Origin of the sequence: Pontibacter korlensis, assembly GCF_000973725.1 — a bacterium.
Lineage (GTDB): Bacteria > Bacteroidota > Bacteroidia > Cytophagales > Hymenobacteraceae > Pontibacter > Pontibacter korlensis.
Genome location: NZ_CP009621.1, coordinates 3,716,962 through 3,733,851, shown reverse-complemented (window position 1 = coordinate 3,733,851; position 16,890 = coordinate 3,716,962). Strand labels below are relative to the sequence as shown.

General features: G+C 53.5%; 18 protein-coding genes. 2 read left to right on the top strand and 16 right to left on the bottom strand.

Going from position 1 to position 16,890, the window contains the following annotated elements; genetic code table 11:
* The first annotated feature begins 63 nt into the window (after positions 1-63).
* Positions 64-1,440: a TonB-dependent receptor gene (locus PKOR_RS16080; protein ID WP_046312084.1), complete on the top strand. Its 1,377-nt coding sequence runs from the start codon at positions 64-66 to the stop codon at positions 1,438-1,440.
* A gap of 124 nt (positions 1,441-1,564) precedes the next feature.
* Here the strand turns inward: PKOR_RS16080 and PKOR_RS16075 are convergent, their stop codons facing one another.
* The 10 genes from PKOR_RS16075 to PKOR_RS16030 form a co-directional block, all read right to left on the bottom strand.
* Positions 1,565-2,941 carry an amylo-alpha-1,6-glucosidase gene (locus tag PKOR_RS16075; RefSeq protein WP_235336622.1) on the bottom strand — a complete coding sequence of 459 codons (1,377 nt, stop codon included), beginning with the start codon at positions 2,939-2,941 and terminating at the stop codon, positions 1,565-1,567.
* Positions 2,925-4,511 (bottom strand): vitamin K epoxide reductase family protein, encoded by a 1,587-nt coding sequence (locus PKOR_RS16070; protein WP_046312083.1) that lies wholly within the window; start codon positions 4,509-4,511, stop codon positions 2,925-2,927. The genes PKOR_RS16075 and PKOR_RS16070 overlap by 17 nt, the downstream gene beginning before the upstream one ends.
* Before the next feature lie 295 nt (positions 4,512-4,806).
* The gene (locus tag PKOR_RS16065; RefSeq protein WP_046312081.1) at positions 4,807-5,439 is read right to left on the bottom strand and encodes a DUF2911 domain-containing protein; all 633 of its coding nucleotides are present in this window, start codon (positions 5,437-5,439) and stop codon (positions 4,807-4,809) included.
* A 250-nt stretch (positions 5,440-5,689) separates the two neighbouring features.
* Positions 5,690-6,937 (bottom strand): MFS transporter, encoded by a 1,248-nt coding sequence (locus PKOR_RS16060; protein WP_046312080.1) that lies wholly within the window; start codon positions 6,935-6,937, stop codon positions 5,690-5,692.
* 190 nt (positions 6,938-7,127) lie between these two features.
* A complete protein-coding gene (locus PKOR_RS16055; protein WP_338047491.1) occupies positions 7,128-7,487 on the bottom strand; it encodes a rhodanese-like domain-containing protein in 360 nt (119 codons plus the stop codon).
* A gap of 75 nt (positions 7,488-7,562) precedes the next feature.
* On the bottom strand, positions 7,563-8,408 hold the full coding sequence (locus PKOR_RS16050) for a sulfite exporter TauE/SafE family protein (RefSeq protein ID WP_046312076.1): 846 nt from the start codon (positions 8,406-8,408) through the stop codon (positions 7,563-7,565).
* Positions 8,409-8,692: 284 nt separating this feature from the next.
* A complete protein-coding gene (locus PKOR_RS16045; protein ID WP_046312075.1) occupies positions 8,693-9,106 on the bottom strand; it encodes a YeeE/YedE family protein in 414 nt (137 codons plus the stop codon).
* A 13-nt stretch (positions 9,107-9,119) separates the two neighbouring features.
* The gene (locus PKOR_RS16040; protein WP_046312073.1) at positions 9,120-9,695 is read right to left on the bottom strand and encodes a YeeE/YedE family protein; all 576 of its coding nucleotides are present in this window, start codon (positions 9,693-9,695) and stop codon (positions 9,120-9,122) included.
* Between the two features lie 256 nt (positions 9,696-9,951).
* Entirely contained in the window at positions 9,952-11,292 is a 1,341-nt protein-coding gene (locus PKOR_RS16035; protein WP_046312072.1) for an MBL fold metallo-hydrolase, read from the bottom strand.
* Between the two features lie 228 nt (positions 11,293-11,520).
* Complete coding sequence (locus PKOR_RS16030) at positions 11,521-12,171, bottom strand: Crp/Fnr family transcriptional regulator (protein ID WP_046312070.1); 651 nt, start codon at positions 12,169-12,171, stop codon at positions 11,521-11,523.
* 434 nt (positions 12,172-12,605) lie between these two features.
* Between PKOR_RS16030 and PKOR_RS16025 the strand changes: the two genes are divergently transcribed.
* The gene (locus PKOR_RS16025) at positions 12,606-12,992 is read left to right on the top strand and encodes a DUF302 domain-containing protein (protein ID WP_046312069.1); all 387 of its coding nucleotides are present in this window, start codon (positions 12,606-12,608) and stop codon (positions 12,990-12,992) included.
* Positions 12,993-13,282: 290 nt separating this feature from the next.
* On the opposite strand, the gene PKOR_RS16020 is transcribed toward PKOR_RS16025, so the two are convergent.
* The 6 genes from PKOR_RS16020 to PKOR_RS15995 all read right to left on the bottom strand — a co-directional run bounded on the left by PKOR_RS16020 (position 13,283) and on the right by PKOR_RS15995 (position 16,798).
* Positions 13,283-13,627, bottom strand: a complete 345-nt coding sequence (locus PKOR_RS16020) for a hypothetical protein (protein WP_046312067.1) — start codon at positions 13,625-13,627, stop codon at positions 13,283-13,285.
* A gap of 41 nt (positions 13,628-13,668) precedes the next feature.
* On the bottom strand, positions 13,669-13,959 hold the full coding sequence (locus PKOR_RS16015; RefSeq protein ID WP_046312066.1) for a hypothetical protein: 291 nt from the start codon (positions 13,957-13,959) through the stop codon (positions 13,669-13,671).
* Positions 13,960-14,104: 145 nt separating this feature from the next.
* A complete protein-coding gene (locus tag PKOR_RS16010; protein WP_046312064.1) occupies positions 14,105-15,166 on the bottom strand; it encodes an AAA family ATPase in 1,062 nt (353 codons plus the stop codon).
* Positions 15,163-15,663 (bottom strand): hypothetical protein, encoded by a 501-nt coding sequence (locus PKOR_RS16005; protein WP_046312063.1) that lies wholly within the window; start codon positions 15,661-15,663, stop codon positions 15,163-15,165. The genes PKOR_RS16010 and PKOR_RS16005 overlap by 4 nt, the downstream gene beginning before the upstream one ends.
* On the bottom strand, positions 15,633-15,971 hold the full coding sequence (locus tag PKOR_RS16000; RefSeq protein ID WP_046312062.1) for a helix-turn-helix domain-containing protein: 339 nt from the start codon (positions 15,969-15,971) through the stop codon (positions 15,633-15,635). Before PKOR_RS16000 ends, PKOR_RS16005 begins: the two co-directional genes overlap by 31 nt.
* A 98-nt stretch (positions 15,972-16,069) precedes the next feature.
* Entirely contained in the window at positions 16,070-16,798 is a 729-nt protein-coding gene (locus PKOR_RS15995; protein WP_046312060.1) for a hypothetical protein, read from the bottom strand.
* Positions 16,799-16,890 lie beyond the last annotated feature (92 nt).

Here is a 16,890-nt window from a genome sequence, read left to right as displayed (position 1 = left end):
TGCTTACCCTCCTAAACTATAGAACAGACATTCTCACACGTACAGCCACCGTTTTAATACGCTATGAAAACATTGAAAAGTCTACTATACTGCCTGGTCATCACCGCTTTGGCTCTGCCAGCCACAGCACAGCACCAGGGCCACCAGCACCAGGCCCAGGATACAACGCATCAAATGGAACATCAGGTGCATATGCTGCATTCAGGCATGCAGCACGGAGAGACGCAGATGCCGATGTCGCATGCCTTCTCCCGAAACCTGCCTATGAACCGTAATGCCTCCGGCACAGGCTGGCTTCCGGATGAGTCACCGATGTACGGCAACATGTATCACCGGGGCGACTGGATGCTGATGCTGCACTACAACCTGTTTCTGCGCTATAACAAGCAGGACGTGTTTGAAGCCGGCACCCGGGGCGACAGCCAGTTTGACGCGCCCAACTGGCTCATGCTGATGGGGCAGCGGTTTGTCGGCGACAGGGGACTTTTCCGCGTCAGTGGCATGATATCCCTGGACCCGCTGACGGTAGGCGGCAACGGCTATCCATTGCTCTTTCAGACCGGCGAAACCTTCGAGGGCTCTCCGCTAATAGACCGCCAGCACCCGCACGACCTCTTCAGCGAACTATCGATAGGGTACACGCACATGATTTCGGAGGAGGCGGATGTATTTGTTTACCTGGGCTACCCCGGTGAGCCAGCCTTAAGCAACGTGGCTTTCATGCACCGCCCGTCGGCGCTGAACAATCCCGACTCGCCGCTGGGCCACCACTGGCAGGATGCCACCCATATCACCTTTGGAGTGGCCACGCTGGGTGTCCGTTATCGCAATTTTAAGCTGGAAGGCTCCTCCTTCACAGGCCGTGAGCCGGATGAGGAACGGTACGACTTCGACAAACCCCGCTTCGACTCCCGCGCAATACGCCTGACGTATAACCCGGGTCCAAGCTGGAGCCTGCAGGCGTCAACTGCTTACGTCAAGAGCCCGGAGGTGGGCGAGCCAGATGAGGATGTCTACCGCACGACTGCCTCTGTGCTGTACGGGAACATGCTGCCGGGTGACAACCGCTTCTTCACCACCACCCTTAACTGGGGATATAACTATGTAGATGCCCACCACAAGGAGCACTCCTTCCTGCTGGAGTCGAACCTGCAAAGCGACAGGTACGCGGTGTACGGGCGTTATGAGTTTGTACAGAAGTCCGGGGAGGAACTGGGGTTTGAGGATGAGGCTTTCGGGCATGACGAGCGGCTGGGCATCCACGCCCTCACCGTGGGAGCTAACAGGCAACTGTTTGAGCTAGGAACCGTCAACTTTAACCTGGGAGCGCAGGCTAGCGTGTTCAGGGGCGACAGTCAGTTGCACCCATACTACGGTGAGCTGCCTGTAAGCCTGCAGGTGTACCTGCGCGTGTTCCCGCGTATTATGGTGCCCCGGTAGAGCGCATCGCGGGGCGGTGAGCTGTGAAGCGGCAGGCTAACCTGGAAACAAACAGCATTTCACTGCTTTAATACGACAACATTTATTGCATATTCTTTAACCTTGAATGAAATTAGCCACCGGGCTAAAGAGGGTCATGGACGCTATAAATAGGGATGTCTGTCTTACCATGGCCACCGCTTTCCTCCTTCTGTTGCCTCCGGATCATGTCCAGCACCAAGCCAGACCATGTGAAGTTATGTGCTCCGTGGCCCTCGCCGGTGAACGGATTATAGTACTCCCGGAAGCCGCTTTTGGTGATGAGCCGCTTTATACTCAACAGCAGTTCCTCTGCCTCTCGGGTGTAGCCTACGTCGAGCAGGTGCCCGTGCATAAACCAGTTGAACATCACCCAGGTGGGCCCGCGCCAGATGTAGAGCGATTCATCAGGATTGAAAGCGGGTTCATCCACAGCCAGCGACGGGATGGGGTAGGGCACATGAAAGCCATCCCGCTGTTGCAGGTGCCGCTGCAGTACGCGTTTGCCAACTTCACCGGGCACCTGGCGCAGTACCACCGGGAAAAAGATTGTGCCTGTTTTAACCTTCAGCTTTCGGTAGTTGTGCCCGGTTAGGTCGTAGAAAGCAGCATCGGCATCATCGTACATGTACTTGAGTATGCTCCTGCCCGTTTTTTCAGCCTGTGATTGATAATATGCGGCTGTATCTTGATCGCCAGCCAGGACACAGAGTTGGGCCAATGCTTCCAAGTTTTGGACATAGATGGTGTTAAAAGCGGCGTCTTTCACAATAAACCTGTTGCTGCGGTAAATAGCCGGCAGGTTATAGTTGTAAAAGAAGTTATGCGCATCCACCTGCAGTACCTTCCAAAACAACTGCGGCCCCGCCAACCCCTTATCATACTTTAGCACAGAGTCAAAGCTTGCCTTCCAGTCCAGGCCCGACTCGTAGGGAGAGATAATGGAAAGCAGTCCTTCTCCCTCAAAGTCGCGGTTGCGCCGCAGCCAGTTATAGTAAGACTTTAACCTGGGCAGCATCTCATTTAAGAAGTGCTGATCTGGAGCGTATTGGTAAATGCGCAACACGGCCTGAGCGGCTAGTGGCGGCTGCACCAGTGCCGACATGTGGGGTTTGTATACCCGCAGCGCATCCTTGGGCCGGAGCTGAAAAATATCGGTGATGCGGGCGGGCCAAAGGCGTTTCCAGTAGCTCATGTGCCCGACGAAGCCATCGGGGGTCTGCATCTGGAACAGGCTGCGCATGTGTTTTTTGGCCATGTCCACTTCGTCCATCGCCAGAAGTATGAACACATGAAAACAGGTGTCCCAGAAGTACTGGTAAGGATAAGTGCCCGGGGACGGTTTGGTATAATGGTAATCAAAACCTTCCCGCTGCCCGCTGATCATGTTCCGGTACAACAGGTCGCGCACCTGTGCCGCTATCTCCTCGTCCGGCAGTAAGCCCTGCTCATTAAGCTCTTTCTCTCTACTTGATGTACGCATCCCAGCCTGCATAATTTTGTGTTTTAGGCCCCAGCGGAAGTGATAGTGCCGCTACTGCCAATCCTAATACAACGCCTGTTATACTTAAGCCGACAGGACTGTTGTTCAAAAACCACGGCGCCACGGCCACTGTAAGCCCCAGCAATATGTTGAAGTAGCGCCCCCTGCGCAAAGGCTCCCCCATGCAGAAAATAGAAGTAACCACCACCAGCGAGCCTGCCAAATGGAAAATATCGGCCACGGTTTCCTGTATCTGCACTCCGAAAACGGCTGGCGCAAACACCATGGCGATGCCAAGCAGCATGGCTACGGTCAACGTCCACGGGAAGCTGATGCCCCAGATGGAGGCGCTGTATACCGGTCCCGGCTTCTGCGGGAACGCCATCATCTCCGGTGCCTCGTCCTTTGCATCGCTCTCTATGGTGTCGCCTTTCCAGAACACTTTCCAGAAGCTTTCACCCTGGTTTACCTTCTTTTTCATGAACTGCCCCATGGCAATTACCTCGTCCACTTCCAGCGGGATCATCGGAATCATGATAGCGGCGGCCAGCAGGCAGAACGTGCACCAAGCACCCACAATAATAGGCTGGCTTATTACTAGGAAGATGTGCACCATGCCCAACGGAATAACTAGTATACCAAAAATGGCCACCATCCAAGGCATCGTACGCCAGCGGCTCGGGGCTCCCATCCAGCCCATCAGGAACTCGAAAGTATAAGCAATAGCACCCAGGCCCGCATCGGAAACAGGCATACTGTGCGACATGGCCGAGTTTAGCACCTGCTCGCTCTGCTGCCCGAAAAAGGGGTCCCAAACAGAGTCGATGTAGCCCAGCTGGAAAGCGGCCAGGTAGCGCGACACCACCCACCCAACGAGGCCCAGCACCATCATGATCCAGCGCTGAGGCCAGCTGGAGGGGTTGTAGCTCCAGCCGGGGGGCGTGTCGGGGCCCATTTTCATGTACATAATCATGTTGGGCATGCCGGGTATGAGTATGGTCAGGGCAATGATGAGCGCGCCCACCATGGTGTCGTTCAGGTAGGCCACCGCCGTTGGTGCCCAGAACAGCAGCGGTGCCATGGTAAGCCAGATACCGATAAAGCAGCAGATCCAGAGGCTGACGGGGCGGTTGGGCGTGAGCCCGCGCCAGCCGAAGAACATCAGCAAGACTCCGCTGATAATATCGCTCCACTTCATAAACTGGATGCGCTGCTCCATGGTGAGCCACACGCTCCTGCCGCCCGAAGGCTCCACCGTGCCGATACCGTAGTCGAAGGTGAGCGGCGAGAGCAGCACCCAGGCCCCAAGTATAATGATCATCCAGTAGACCCACAGCGTCTGCATGTGGTGCATGTGCAGCATCTGCTTGCGCATGTCCTCCGACATCATCATGCCCTTTTTCTTGTCCTGCTTCTGATCATGACCACCACTCGCATGGTTTTCGCTGTCGCCATGCATGTTCTGGTTGTGCTGGCGGATTTCCTTTTCGGCCATCGGGCGCGTAACGCCGCGCATGCCCATGCCGCCGCTGTGCTGCCCTTTGTTATCCTTGTGCTTGTTCTCTTCCATTATCCTGATGTTTAGTGAATGACAGTCAGGTTCTGCTATACGGAGTGGCAGCAGACAGGATATTTTCAGCCGGTAATAGGATAAAGCAGGCTTATGAAAAAGCACCGCAGTCTTCATAACCGGAGAGCTTGGGCAAGTTCCTTTGCAGGAAGAGGAAAACTATTCTTAAAGAGCACTAACCAGTGCTTATACGCTTCCAGTGGCTGTTTTCACAGAAAGCATGATTAGTTAAGTCCTTATAATTAAAATGTTGCAACGCATACTCCTTAGCTTGGGATTGAGTACAAAGTTTGCGCTATACGCCCACCGGAAGCGACAGTTTTAGCTTGTCCCATGTCATGACAACCGCTCCCTGCGCATCACGCTGGGGTACGATTTGATAGCGCAACCGCTCCTGGTGCTGCTCCAATCTCTCAGGTGTCACAGTGAAACGTACCACGTCTTCTGCTTCCGAGTAATCGTCTGCCAGGTGCTGCTCCCAGTTTTTGTTGATGATCACCGTCCACTCCTTCTCCCCCGGAATGGTGAAGAGCGCGTACTTCCCTGCCGGCAACGGCTGCCCTCCTATCGTGACCGGCTGGTCCGTCTGCAGGCTAGTAGCCGAATGTGCCCCCGTTACCCACACCTGGTTATGGGCCACCAGGCCGCCCCATATCACTCTGCCGCGCACGGCAGGAGAATGGTAGGCAACCGTTAGATGGGCAGGCCCTATTTGTCCGTGCGCCTCGGCTTTCAGGCTGCCCTTCAGGGTATCAGGTTCAGCCTGTGCCTGTATGGCCAGCGCCCCATCCTGCGCGTTTGCCTCATGCGCGGTGGCATGATGGCTTTCCTGTTCCGGAGCTTTCTGCTCTGCCACCTGCCCGTTGCAGGAAGCAAGTGCAAGACCAAGGGCAACAGCCAGGATGGCGCTACGTAGTTCTGTTGTCATATGAGGTTTTCCTAAACGTGTAAAGCGTGTTTTGTGTGAGCGAAATAACATCTAAACCGGCAGTATTGAAAGCGCCAACAGTCATAATCTGGCGGCGGCTGCTTTTTCTTCAAAACTGATGCCGCTACCCTCCATCCTCCCGCCACTACAGCCTGATGCACAGTAGTAAGCAGTTAGATATGTAACAATTACTGGTAATTGCCTGACAGAAGTCCAGTTTGTTCCTGCAAATCTTATACTTTTACACCTCTCAGCATAGGTTAGGAGCACACGCTTTGCTTTGCCAAAGCATCTTCTTGGTGCAGCACATTCGCACTTCGGATAGAACGCCTGCGCCAATTGTAAGCAGGGCAGTGCCCAGCAGTACTGCCTCCAAACCAAACAGGTCACTGAACAACCCCGCTGCCACGGCCCCTGCCACATAGCCGAAGTCGCGCCAGAACCGGAAAATACCCAGGCTCTGCGGACGCTGGTTTGGGTGCGTGTTTTCGGCCACCACCGACAGGAAGTTCGGGTACACCAGGGCCGTACCGGCACCGAGCACAACAAGTGCTGTTACCAATACAGCGTAGGAACCGGAGAAAAGCAAAAGCGCAACAGCCATTCCCTGTAGCAGCATGCCCAAAGTAAGCAGCTGCTTTTTGCAGTATATGTCCCCGAGCCTGCCCGTCACTAGCTGCCCCAGCCCCCACACCACAGGGTAAATACCCGCCAGTAAACCTATCTCTGCCAGTGAGTAGCCCTTTGTGACCAGCAAGACCGGCAGCAGGCCCCACAGCATCCCGTCGTTCAGGTTGTTCACAAAACCATTGAGCGTGACAGAGCCCAGGTTGGCATGGCGCCAGGTTGTGTCTTTCCAGATGCTGCCGAGTAAGGGAATAGTGGTTTGCGCTGCCTCCATTTTTACGTGTCCGTGCGTGTCACGGAGGAAGAAGACAGTCAGCAGCAAGCCCGCTATGGAGAAACCGATGCCCGGCACGAACGCGTACGTGACCTCTCCCGTGGCGGAGGCAATGTACCCCGCCAGAAACGCCACCAGCCCCACGGCCAGGTAACCGGCGAACTCATTGATGCCCATCGCCAGTCCGCGGTTCCTCTCCCCGACCAGGTCTATTTTCATCACCACCGTAGCCGACCAGGCAAATCCCTGGTTTAGCCCCAGCAGCAGGTTAGCAAAGATAACCCACCCCCAGCTGTCCGCATACAGCAACAGCCACGGTACCGGCAGTGCAAACAACCAGCCTGTGAGCAGCAACTGCTTTCGGGTATACCTTGTCGCCAGACGGCCCATCATGAGATTGGCCAGAGACTTGGCAAGACCGAAGGCTACGATAAAGGAAAGAAGCGCCGTATGCCCGCTGATGCCGAAAGCGGATTCGGCAAACTCCGGAATAACGGAACGCTCCAACCCTACCATCGCACCCACAAAGCCATTGATGAGCACCAGCAGCCAGAACTGCGCTGCGTTCTCCTTTAAGCCCAATTTCGCTTCTTCCATTCTTCCCATTATTTAAAAATCCCAGGTAAATACCGGTAGCTCAGGAGAGCGGCCCTTTGATACCGGTAGCCGCTAAAAATGGCTCGTTTGCCAAACCTCCTGCGTATCTTTTGCTTAACAGGTAACGCGGAGAGCCTTCTGAGTTCAACCGAAGGCTCTCCGCGTTACCTGTTATACGCTCTCGCTTTATCTAGTGTGGCCAGGCCCCCACGCCACCGGCCAGGTTATAGGCCTTGAACCCCTGGTCTGAGAGCATCTGGCAAGCCGAGCCGCTCCGGTTGCCACTGCGGCAGAACACATAGTACTCCTTGTCCTTGTCCAGCGTCTTTAGTGCCGGCTGGAACTGTGGGGAGGTCACGTCAAGGTTCGTGGCTCCTTTAATGGTTCCCGCGCTGTATTCCCCAGAAGTTCGCACGTCCAGCAGCTCGGCCTTCGGTGAAGCTTGAAACTTTGATTTGAATGTGCTCCCGTCCAGGTCTTCGTAGTTCTTGGGAGCGGATTTAAAAATATTGAACATGGCTTTTATCTCATTATTTGGTTTAAAACTCAATACTCTACAAAGGTACGCGCTGTCAGGCCCCCGTTCAGTGACATTAGTTACACAGCAGGGACGCATGCTCCGCCATTAAAAGAACAACTCTTTTCCGATGATGTAAACGCCCATCACCAGCACAAACCAGCCGAAGGCCGTCTTGAGCCTGTCTGCCTGCACCTTCGTGGACAGGAAAGACCCCAAGAAGATGCCGACAATGGAGAGCGCTGAGAATACAACCAGGAAGGCCCAGTCAATCTCATAGTTGTAGATGTCGCCGATAAACCCGAACAGTGACTTTGCCGCGATGATAAGCAGGGAAGTACCCACTGCCAGCTTCATGTCCAGCTTGCTGAAGAGCACCAGCGCCGGAATGATCAGGAAGCCGCCCCCTGCCCCCACCAGGCCTGTCAGCGTGCCCACCACGGCCCCTTCGGCCAGAATGCCGCCATAGTTGAACTTCGGTTCTGTGGCCTTGGATGGCTTGCCGTTTTCATCTAAAATGTCGTGGTCTATGTTCTCGTCGGCAGTGCCGCTTGGCTTCTTGTCTTGCCTGATCATGCTGATGGAGGCAAAGACCATGAGACCGGCAAACAGCAGCATGAGCATAATACCCTTTGTCACTTCAAAACCGCCAATCGTGAAGATGCTCTCCGGGATGGCCGGCACAATGTAGCGGCGCGTGGCATATACCGCCACAATGGATGGAAGCCCGAAAACCAGCGCTGTCTTGAGGCTGACCAGTCCTCTTTTGTAGAATTTATAGCTCCCTACTAAGCTGGTGAGCCCCACGATAAAGAGCGAATAGGCTGTTGAGATGACGGGGCTCAGACCCAGCAGGTAAACCAGGGCCGGTACCGTCAAGATAGAGCCTCCCCCGCCAATGAGCCCCAATGAAAGCCCGATAACAAGGGCCGCGATGTATCCTAAAATTTCCATTCTCTGTGTTGTCTTATTTTGTACTACAAAGATAGAGAAGCCTGCAGGCGGGTACAGTGACTTATATCACACAGGAAAGCGGAGGGATGGAAGCGGCATTAAAAGCATACCTGCAGGGTAAAGCCAGTGGGTGCTGTCAACATTCAGGAAGAAGGGTGAGGTTGTCCCACTAGTGACTTATGACAAAATAAAGGCCTCCCGCTTCACGGGAGGCCCAAATAACACGACTGGTGCTGGCTGCCTCATGAGACGAACTTGAAACCACAACAAAGAAAAAGCTTCCCCTAATGAGGAAGCCTTTTTCTAAGAATACCATAGGCCATCGTGCCCAGGATGGCGCTAAACAGCACCACCAGTATCACACTGTACCCATTCCCAATCAGCGTGTAAATCGGGCCAGGGCAGGCACCCGTCATGGCCCATCCCAGTCCGAAGATGGTGCCGCCAAAGAGGTAGCGGGGAATGCTCATGTTCTTCGGCGAGAAAGTAATTGGCGTACCCTCTGTTGACTTGAATTTGTATTTCTTGATAAGCGCCACGCTGATGATGCCCAAAATGACGGCTGACCCGATGATGCCGTACATGTGGAAGGCGTCGAAGCGGAACATCTCATAGATTCTGTACCAGGAGATGGCCTGCGACTTTGTCATGATGATACCAAACAAGGTACCGATTGACAGATAGGTTAAAAACTTCATATTGTCTTTCGCTTTAAAGTGTAAGTATAACCGGGAGCAGCAGGTAGGTCATGATAAGGCCCCCGATAAAGAAGCCTACCACGGCAATCAGCGAAGGGACCTGCAGGTTGCTCAGGCCGCTGATGGCATGCCCGGAGGTACATCCCCCCGCATAGCGTGCCCCGAAACCAATGAGGAACCCACCGATGACCAGCATCACGAAGCCCCGCAGCGTAAAGAGGCTCTCCCAGCTGAAGATTTCCTCCGGCAGGTAGTCAGCCCCCGGGTTGCTGATGCCCAGCTCCTGCAGCTTCATCACCGTGTCCTGCGCAAGCGGAATCGGCTCAGGCTGCTGCAGCCAGGTAGAGGCGATAAACCCGCCGATGACAGCGCCCAGCACGAAAATGAGGTTCCAGACCTGTTTTCTCCAGTCAAAGTCAAAGAAGTCACTCACCCTACCCCCTCCCCCAATGGCGCAGGTTGTCCTCAGGGTGTCCGACACACCAAAGCTTTTGCCGACAAACAGCAGCAGCACCATTGTGAAGGCAATCAGTGGGCCCGCCACATACCAGGGCCACGGTTGGCTCATCCATTCAATTAAACTTTCCATTCTTTGGTATTTGTTTTTATGTGCTTATTATGATTCATGTCTGCTCTTAATTCAGATACCTGTAAATATTGATACAAAGGTAGCGCATGCCCTGCTGCGGCACAGTGACATTTATCACACTCAATAGCCTGCAGCTTCATGTCTGGCAGGTGTATCAGCCTCCTGGATAGACATTCTACCCTCATGCCAGCTGAAGGGAAAGAGGGAGACCTGTAAAAGAAGGAGGCGCCTTTTGGAAGCGCCTCCTTTGAAAGCTCTATTTGTTCTTCAACTCTGTCACCGCCTCACTCATATCCAGTACTTCCACCGGGAGCAGGCTTTCCAGAATACTGCTTCCGGCTGCAGAGCGGTATCCTCCGGCACAGTGCACCACCACGGGCTTGTCTGTCGGAATCTCCCTGGCTCGTTCCCGCAGTTCAGGCAAAGGAATGCTGATGGCTTGCTGAAAGAACTTGCCGGCCTTTGTCTCACTGCTGTTGCGGATGTCAACCACAGTAAAGTTTTTCTCTTCAGCCTTGAAAGCCTCTTTATTGAAAGCCTCGCTTGCTTTACCGCCTTCCTTGTCGTACACAAAGGCCCCTTCCACTAGCTGTTCATAGCCAATCTTAGCTGCTTTCTCCATTAGCTGGTTCAAGGCTTCTTCTGACGCTGCGACTAAGTAGTACTTTTCGTCCGGCCCCACGATGCTGCCCAGCCAGGTCTCAAATTTATCTCCGTTCTGGATGTTGATGGCACCTGCTATATGGCCTTTTTTATACTGCTCCTGTGGTCGTCCGTCCACTACCAGAACTCCCGCCTCAGGCACCGCATTCTTCTCCAGCATCCTTACCCCTTGCAGGGACTCCTGGTAAGCCGGAGCTCCTTTTTTGTTCAGGTCCACATCATAGCCAAAGTACTTCGGGATGAAAGGCTGGTCCTCGGTAATCATTTTCACAAAAGCCTCCTCGCTCATCTCCTGCAGGGCAGGGTTCCCGAACTTCTCCGCGCCAATGGTGCTGCTGTTAGCCTCACTAAGCCCCTTTCCGCAGAGGGTGCCTGCGCCGTGGGCTGGGAGCACCTCCACATGATCGTCCAGCTTCATCAGTTTTTCACGGGTGCTGTGGTACATCTGCCGGGCCAGCTCTTCCCTCTTCGCTGTGGTGTTGCCCGCACTCTCTCGCAAGTCCGGGCGCCCTACGTCACCGATGAAAAGGGTATCCCCCGTGAATACCGCCTTGTCTTTTCCCTCGTGCTCCAGCACAATGCTGATGCCGTCCGGGGAGTGGCCGGGCGTGTGCAGGGACCTGAGCCTTATTTTACCCAGTTCCAGCACGGCGCCCTCATCAAAGGCCTGGTGCGGGTAGTCTGCCCCTACCAGGCTGTGGGCGTAAATCGTGGCGCCGGTTTGCTGGTGTATTTCCAGGTGCGAACTCACAAAGTCAGCGTGTGGGTGCGTCTCTATCACCCCCACGATTTTTGCGTTGCTTGCCGCTGCATAGTCATAGTAGGGCTGCGGGTCGCGGGCAGGGTCTATGAGTACAATTTCCCGTTCGCATTCACTAAGCACAGCATAGGAGTAATGCGCCAGTCCCTTGTCTTCAAATTGCTTTATTTTCATGATTGTGTCGTTTTCCTTTTGCTTGAATTTATATTATAATACAAAGGTAGATACCTCGGAAGGCAATGTCTGTGACTCTTGTCACATAGGGGCTTACGCTCTATTTTGTAGCATTTGGGGAAGCAGGGAATCCTTAGGAAGGTTACTGGAAGAGTATCTTCGTAGACCTTTTCATGATGAACATAATACCTGTACCTGTATTACATCCCATTACAATCAGAGACCGACTTAGCGGGAAAGGTTTTCGAGGAATTGTTCCAGATCATCGCGCACAAAGATTTTGTTTCTTTCCAGCTCCACCAGCTTGCGGTTCTCCAGTTGCTTGAGCAGCCTGGAGACAACCTCCCGGGAGGTGCCCAGCTCACTAGCGATTTCTTGGTGTGTCACCGTCAGTTCCAGCGTCTTCAGCTGCTTTGACTTAACCACCAGGTACCGCAGCAGGCGCTCGTCCATTTTCCTGAAGGCCACGTCATCAATGGCCCTGAGCATCTCCTGGAAGCGCTTCTGGTAGGTCATGGCGACAAAGTCCTTCCACTGGCGAAACTCATTCGTCCACTCCTCATGCTTCCGGACAGGAACTCCCAACACCCTTGTTCTTTCCTCCGCCACTGCCTTGATATCGCTGGGGCTTGACGTACTGCAACAGGTCAGGGAAACGGCACAGGTGTCCCCGCCTTCAATGTAGTAGAGCAGCAACTCATGCCCTTCCTCATCGGTCCGCATCACTTTAACAGACCCCTCCAGGATGATGGGCACCATCTTGACATACTGCCCCGGCTCAATGATGGCCTGCCCAGGCTCAAACTCCTGAATTTTGCCGTTCTTTTCTATCTCTTCAAGCAAAACAGGATCTGTGATAAGTGGAAGTTCAATAGGCATATATGAATGAAGCTTGGTCAGATATTTTATTTACTACTCCCCCGGTTCTCTTAACCCGTTATAATGTGACGTTTATAAAGCACTAGCCTAATGTATTTGGAAGTTATCAGCCTTCCAAAACAGCTGATAAAGGCATGTGTGCCTGGTTAACAATTTGCAACAGCGCCAGAAAGCGGCACTTCTATTCTTCTAACGATAAAAAGCAGGCAGAGACTAGTTTTTAGGCCATATCACGGGATCGGCATAGCCAACAAAGTTCACGCTTTAACCAGAACCTGTCCGTGACTTTTATCACACAGGTAGACTGCATGCTTTTATAACCCTGCAGGAGCAAGGGCCCATGCTGTTCCTGCAGCTTATGAGTGTATCTACTGGTGCGCAAACACGCGCATCATCTTCTCGTAGTAAAGGAAACACCGTCAAATCTTTTCGCTATGAACTACCATATCACCAAAAAAGTAAACTACAGCTACCAGGATGCATTAGAGAAGACCAGAGCCGCCCTTGGGAGCGAGGGCTTCGGCGTGATATCTGAGATTGACCTCAAAGAGAAGTTTATGGAAAAGCTCGATGTGGATTTTAGGGAGTATAAAATACTGGGTGCCTGTAACCCGAAGCTTGCATATCAGGCAATCGGGCAGGAAGACAAAATCGGCGTGATGCTGCCCTGCAACGTGCTGGTGCAGGAACATGAGAACGGAGAGGTGGAGGTAACCGCTATCAACCCAATGGAATCCATGTCAGCCATAGGCAATGCTGACTTAGAAGCCATAGCCAAAGAAGTGAGCCAGAAACTCAAAACTGTCATTGAAAGCATATAGGCTCAAAACCATTCGTAGATACCAGAAAGTAGCACCCCAGTTAAGCGCATTGGCCTCAAGAGAATATTTCAATAGCACCTTAGAGGTATAGAAAGCGGCTTTTCCCTGGTGTAGAGGGAGCGGCATTTTAATTTCAATCGCACCTTGGTGGTATAGAAAATCGACTTCGAGGTTTAGCAAGCCCAAGTAGTCTACTACGATATCAATTGCAACTTAAGACCAAGACTGCATTCTTTGAAAGAAGATTCAGATAATGCTGCCTTGGTCTCTTATTTTTTTACACAAAAACTCTAACAACCCCGTTGATCACAAAAGAAGTCCACACGCTGCGCCATGCCTAGCAACCCTGCCAGCTCCACATCCGGTGGAAACTTTATCCAGTACAGCCCGATAACAGTAGGAGATGCCGGTGCCTTCAGGGCCTTTTCCCTCAGGTAGACTTCACATGCTTGCAGCACCTCGGACAGCAGCAGCGAGTCATAGCTTACCCCCTGCTCCTGGCAGTGCCTTTGGGCCTGCGCCCGTAGGTTTTCCACCTGTTTAAGGTACCTGCCCCCTATCTTGTGTTGCCAAACCATGCGTTGCTGCTGCACGCCGCGATGCAACTCCTTCACAAGACTCTTGTACTGATCCATAAAGGTGTACACACCGTAGAAATACCCTCTATTAGGCGCTTTTATGGTGATTTCAGTTGTTTTCTGCTGTGATTCCGCCTCAAAAAGCTGTTCTGATAGTGTCTCAATCCCTGTTGCTTGCTCTCGCTTGCTATTTGACTGCACTGTCTGTGGCGTGTCTGGAGCTCTGTGCTCTCGGCTGCAGACAGCGTCTGAAGGCTGTCCGACTCCAGTTCCTTGACAGCTTTTTCTACCGTGTACTTGGTGACGCCGAGTTCTTTTGCTGTTTCGCGGATGGAAAAGCCTTGACCGCGCAGGCTTTGCACCCGCTCTTTAAGCGTGTCGTTAATCATGTTTTTTGAATTTTAAGGGTTTATAAATTTGAATGGGGATTTGCTGGGCAGTAGGCACTGCCAGCATGCCACGTGTGGCTATGCTTGAATTCGTAATGGGTCGTACACCACGTACCAGGTACGATACGTACGCCCCAGTACGATCCTAAAATGGTGCGCCGCTTTCCTCCGCTTTTTTGATCCACTTGCGAACGGCGCCCTCAGAGACTCCGAAATGCGCGGCGATAGCCACGTTCGACTTACCCTGCTGGCGCATCTGCAGTGCCTCCTTCGTTTGCTGCTCCCGCTCTCCTTCGGCCAGCTGCCTAAGGTGGTCACGCTCGCTCCCCAGGCCTATGAACTCAAACTGCAGGAAGTTGTGGGGCTTTGCGATCTGGCACAGCACCACGTTCTCAGCGCCGTAGCGCTCCTCGGTCTGGCGCTGCTTTACCTGCTTGAGGTAGCGGGTGTGCGGGTCCTGGGAGCTGGCGCCGATGGCGAAGCTGCTGTCGCAGAAGTTCACCAGCATCTTGGAGCCCTGGATGTCGTTCTTGGTGATTGGCTTTGCCATGTCTCGCTTCGGGGTGTGGGCCAGCACCAGGAAAGAGAGGCCGTGCTTCTTCTTGAGTTTCTGGAGGTGCTTCATCAGCGGCAGCGCACCCTTGGCCTTCTCCGTGTCGGTGCCCAGGTAGGTGATGTTGTCGATGATAAGCACCCTAGCACCGGTCCTGACCAGCTCCTGCTCCAGGGCGTGGCACAGGTAGCTCTCGAAGTCGGGAAACTCCCTTGGCAACTCCGCCTCCGGGTTTATCTCGGCCCGCAGCAGGTTGTCGCACACGCCTGGCGTGAAGAAGTGGTCCCGGAAATTGTCGGAGTAGCGCGCCTCAAACTGCTTGTCCGTTAGCTCAAAGTCAAAGTAGAGCACCTTCTCGGCCGGGGCCTCCAACGCGAAGCCGGGGATACGACTGCTCCGGGCGATGCTGACGCCGATCTGCACGGCAAGGATGGACTTGCCCAGGTTGGTGTCGGCAAAGAGGATGCACAGCTCGCCCAAACACCAGAACACGCAGAACAGCATCTGCGGGATCGGCTTCGACTTCGCCTCTTCGCTCCACTGGCTAGCAGACTTTGTCAGGAACAGACCGACGGTGGATTCTAAAGGTGTTGGCTGCACTGCCGCCTCCGGCACGGGTTTCAGGTCAGGAAGAGATTGGTCAATGTTTATCATGCGGCTTCCCTCCCTTCCTTCGCTATTTGCCCGTGCACAGCCATTTCGCCTTGGAGCGCCTGGTTCCACATCCTGCCGATTTCCGGTTCCAGACGCTCCACCTCATCGCCCACCAGCCGGTAGGCGATCTGCCTTGCCTCCGTGGCCGCCAGGAGCCTGGCCCTGGCATTGTAGAGCTGGTGCACGTAGAGCAGCGTTGTGTTTGCCAAGTCTCGCTCAGCCTCGGCCTGGCGCACGTGTTTCAGCACGCCGTGCTGGTTTACGGTATAGTCGGTCAGGTAGTCGGACAGCAGGTTGAATGTCTCGGTGTAGACCGTGATCCTTTCCTTCCATGCCTCGGCGGCTATGCCGTTCGGGTTCTTGCGCACATAGGGGCCGTAGCGCTCCCGTTCGTAGAGCACCGCCGTGCGCAGCCTGGAGAGCACATCCCTGATGCGCCGCTCCTCAGTGAACATTGCCTGCGCGATCATGCCGCCTTGTTTGCCGGTGTGGTACATCCGTTGTTGCCGCGGCCTCTGCTGTTGACGAGCCTTCTCGGTTCCTCGAGCGAGGCCAGCACCTCTGACTTGAACAGGTAAACGCGGCGGCCTTTCCTGTGAAAGGGGATGGTGCCCTGCGCCATCCAGCTGTGGAGCGTGGGGCGGGAGACTTTCAGCAGCGAGCACACCTCCTTGATGGAGATGGGCTCCTCTGCCTCTGGGGTGGGTTGTGAATTTTTCAGCTTGTCATCCCTTAGGATCTGCGCCGTGCGCTGGGCGATAGCTTCTATCGCCTCCTGCGTGAGGTTGAATGAGAATTGTTGCATAAACTTCTTTTTTTCTAAGTCTATGCAAGGTGTTAAATAGAGTAAAGGCGAGAGAAAGCGCGCGCTCCGCGTACTGAATCTCGTACGATTTTGGGTTATTACTTTGAAAATCCCTTTACAATGGTTTCCTCAAAGTCGCTTTCGTCAAACTCATGGAAGTTGTCCCTGAGCATCTCGCAGTACCTTCTCTTTTCCTTGTTGCTCCTGGAGTGCTTCTGATAGAACTGGTAGACGGTCCTCCTGATGTGTGCCTGCGCTTTAAGCGCCTCCGACTTCCGCTTGACAACCTTCGCTCTCGGATTGAAGTCTTTGAAGTTGGCGTGAAGGAAGTCTTTCACTTCTTCCGCGCTGAAGTACGGGGTTCCATTACTGTCTTTCTCATGGCAGAACTTGTCGATGAAATAGCTTTTGATGTATTCATTGGACATATACCCTGTGATTCGGTTGTCGAACGGTTTCTCCTTCTGCTCTTTCTCCCTTAGTCCTATCCACTCTCCCAGCCGCTCCGTGTAATTCGGAACGAAATACAGGTGGTTAAACTCGTCAGCGTCCTCATGGGCAACACGTGCCGGGCTTTGCTTTACAAAATCTAGGAAGTCTATTTGCTCCCCTTCATATTTGTCTTTATGGAAGTCCAGAAAGGCGTAAAGCTGAGATTTCTTTAGGTTGCCGTAATAGACCTTGTCGCTGTAGAAGTTTCGCAGCTCCTGCTCAAGATCCCCAACATGGCCTGCGTAGGGGCTCTCTGCGTGCTTTGCCTGATACTGGTGTTCGCTCTCCCGCTCTTGCCCTTGAAAAACGTGTGAGATGTATTCTTTGACTAACATGGTATCGATGTTTTACTTAAAGTCCTAAAAAATAATTAGGCTGTATTACTGCTTGTGCTTTACCCTGTGCCTACAGTAAGGCTAAAATAAAT

Bases quoted from the DNA above. Each gene is read 5' to 3' on its own strand.
- PKOR_RS16075 (WP_235336622.1), bottom strand. From the start codon at position 2,941: ATGCGTACATCAAGTAGAGAGAAAGAGCTTAATGAGCAGGGCTTACTG.
- PKOR_RS16070 (WP_046312083.1), bottom strand. From the start codon at position 4,511: ATGGAAGAGAACAAGCACAAGGATAACAAAGGGCAGCACAGCGGCGGC.
- PKOR_RS16050 (WP_046312076.1), bottom strand. From the start codon at position 8,408: ATGGAAATTTTAGGATACATCGCGGCCCTTGTTATCGGGCTTTCATTG.
- PKOR_RS16000 (WP_046312062.1), bottom strand. From the start codon at position 15,971: ATGCAACAATTCTCATTCAACCTCACGCAGGAGGCGATAGAAGCTATC.
- PKOR_RS16045 (WP_046312075.1), bottom strand. From the start codon at position 9,106: ATGAAGTTTTTAACCTATCTGTCAATCGGTACCTTGTTTGGTATCATC.
- PKOR_RS16005 (WP_046312063.1), bottom strand. From the start codon at position 15,663: ATGTACCACACCGGCAAACAAGGCGGCATGATCGCGCAGGCAATGTTC.
- PKOR_RS16020 (WP_046312067.1), bottom strand. From the start codon at position 13,627: ATGGATCAGTACAAGAGTCTTGTGAAGGAGTTGCATCGCGGCGTGCAG.
- PKOR_RS16060 (WP_046312080.1), bottom strand. From the start codon at position 6,937: ATGGAAGAAGCGAAATTGGGCTTAAAGGAGAACGCAGCGCAGTTCTGG.
- PKOR_RS16035 (WP_046312072.1), bottom strand. From the start codon at position 11,292: ATGAAAATAAAGCAATTTGAAGACAAGGGACTGGCGCATTACTCCTAT.
- PKOR_RS16015 (WP_046312066.1), bottom strand. From the start codon at position 13,959: ATGATTAACGACACGCTTAAAGAGCGGGTGCAAAGCCTGCGCGGTCAA.
- PKOR_RS15995 (WP_046312060.1), bottom strand. From the start codon at position 16,798: ATGTTAGTCAAAGAATACATCTCACACGTTTTTCAAGGGCAAGAGCGG.
- PKOR_RS16065 (WP_046312081.1), bottom strand. From the start codon at position 5,439: ATGACAACAGAACTACGTAGCGCCATCCTGGCTGTTGCCCTTGGTCTT.
- PKOR_RS16080 (WP_046312084.1), top strand. From the start codon at position 64: ATGAAAACATTGAAAAGTCTACTATACTGCCTGGTCATCACCGCTTTG.
- PKOR_RS16030 (WP_046312070.1), bottom strand. From the start codon at position 12,171: ATGCCTATTGAACTTCCACTTATCACAGATCCTGTTTTGCTTGAAGAG.
- PKOR_RS16010 (WP_046312064.1), bottom strand. From the start codon at position 15,166: ATGATAAACATTGACCAATCTCTTCCTGACCTGAAACCCGTGCCGGAG.
- PKOR_RS16025 (WP_046312069.1), top strand. From the start codon at position 12,606: ATGAACTACCATATCACCAAAAAAGTAAACTACAGCTACCAGGATGCA.
- PKOR_RS16040 (WP_046312073.1), bottom strand. From the start codon at position 9,695: ATGGAAAGTTTAATTGAATGGATGAGCCAACCGTGGCCCTGGTATGTG.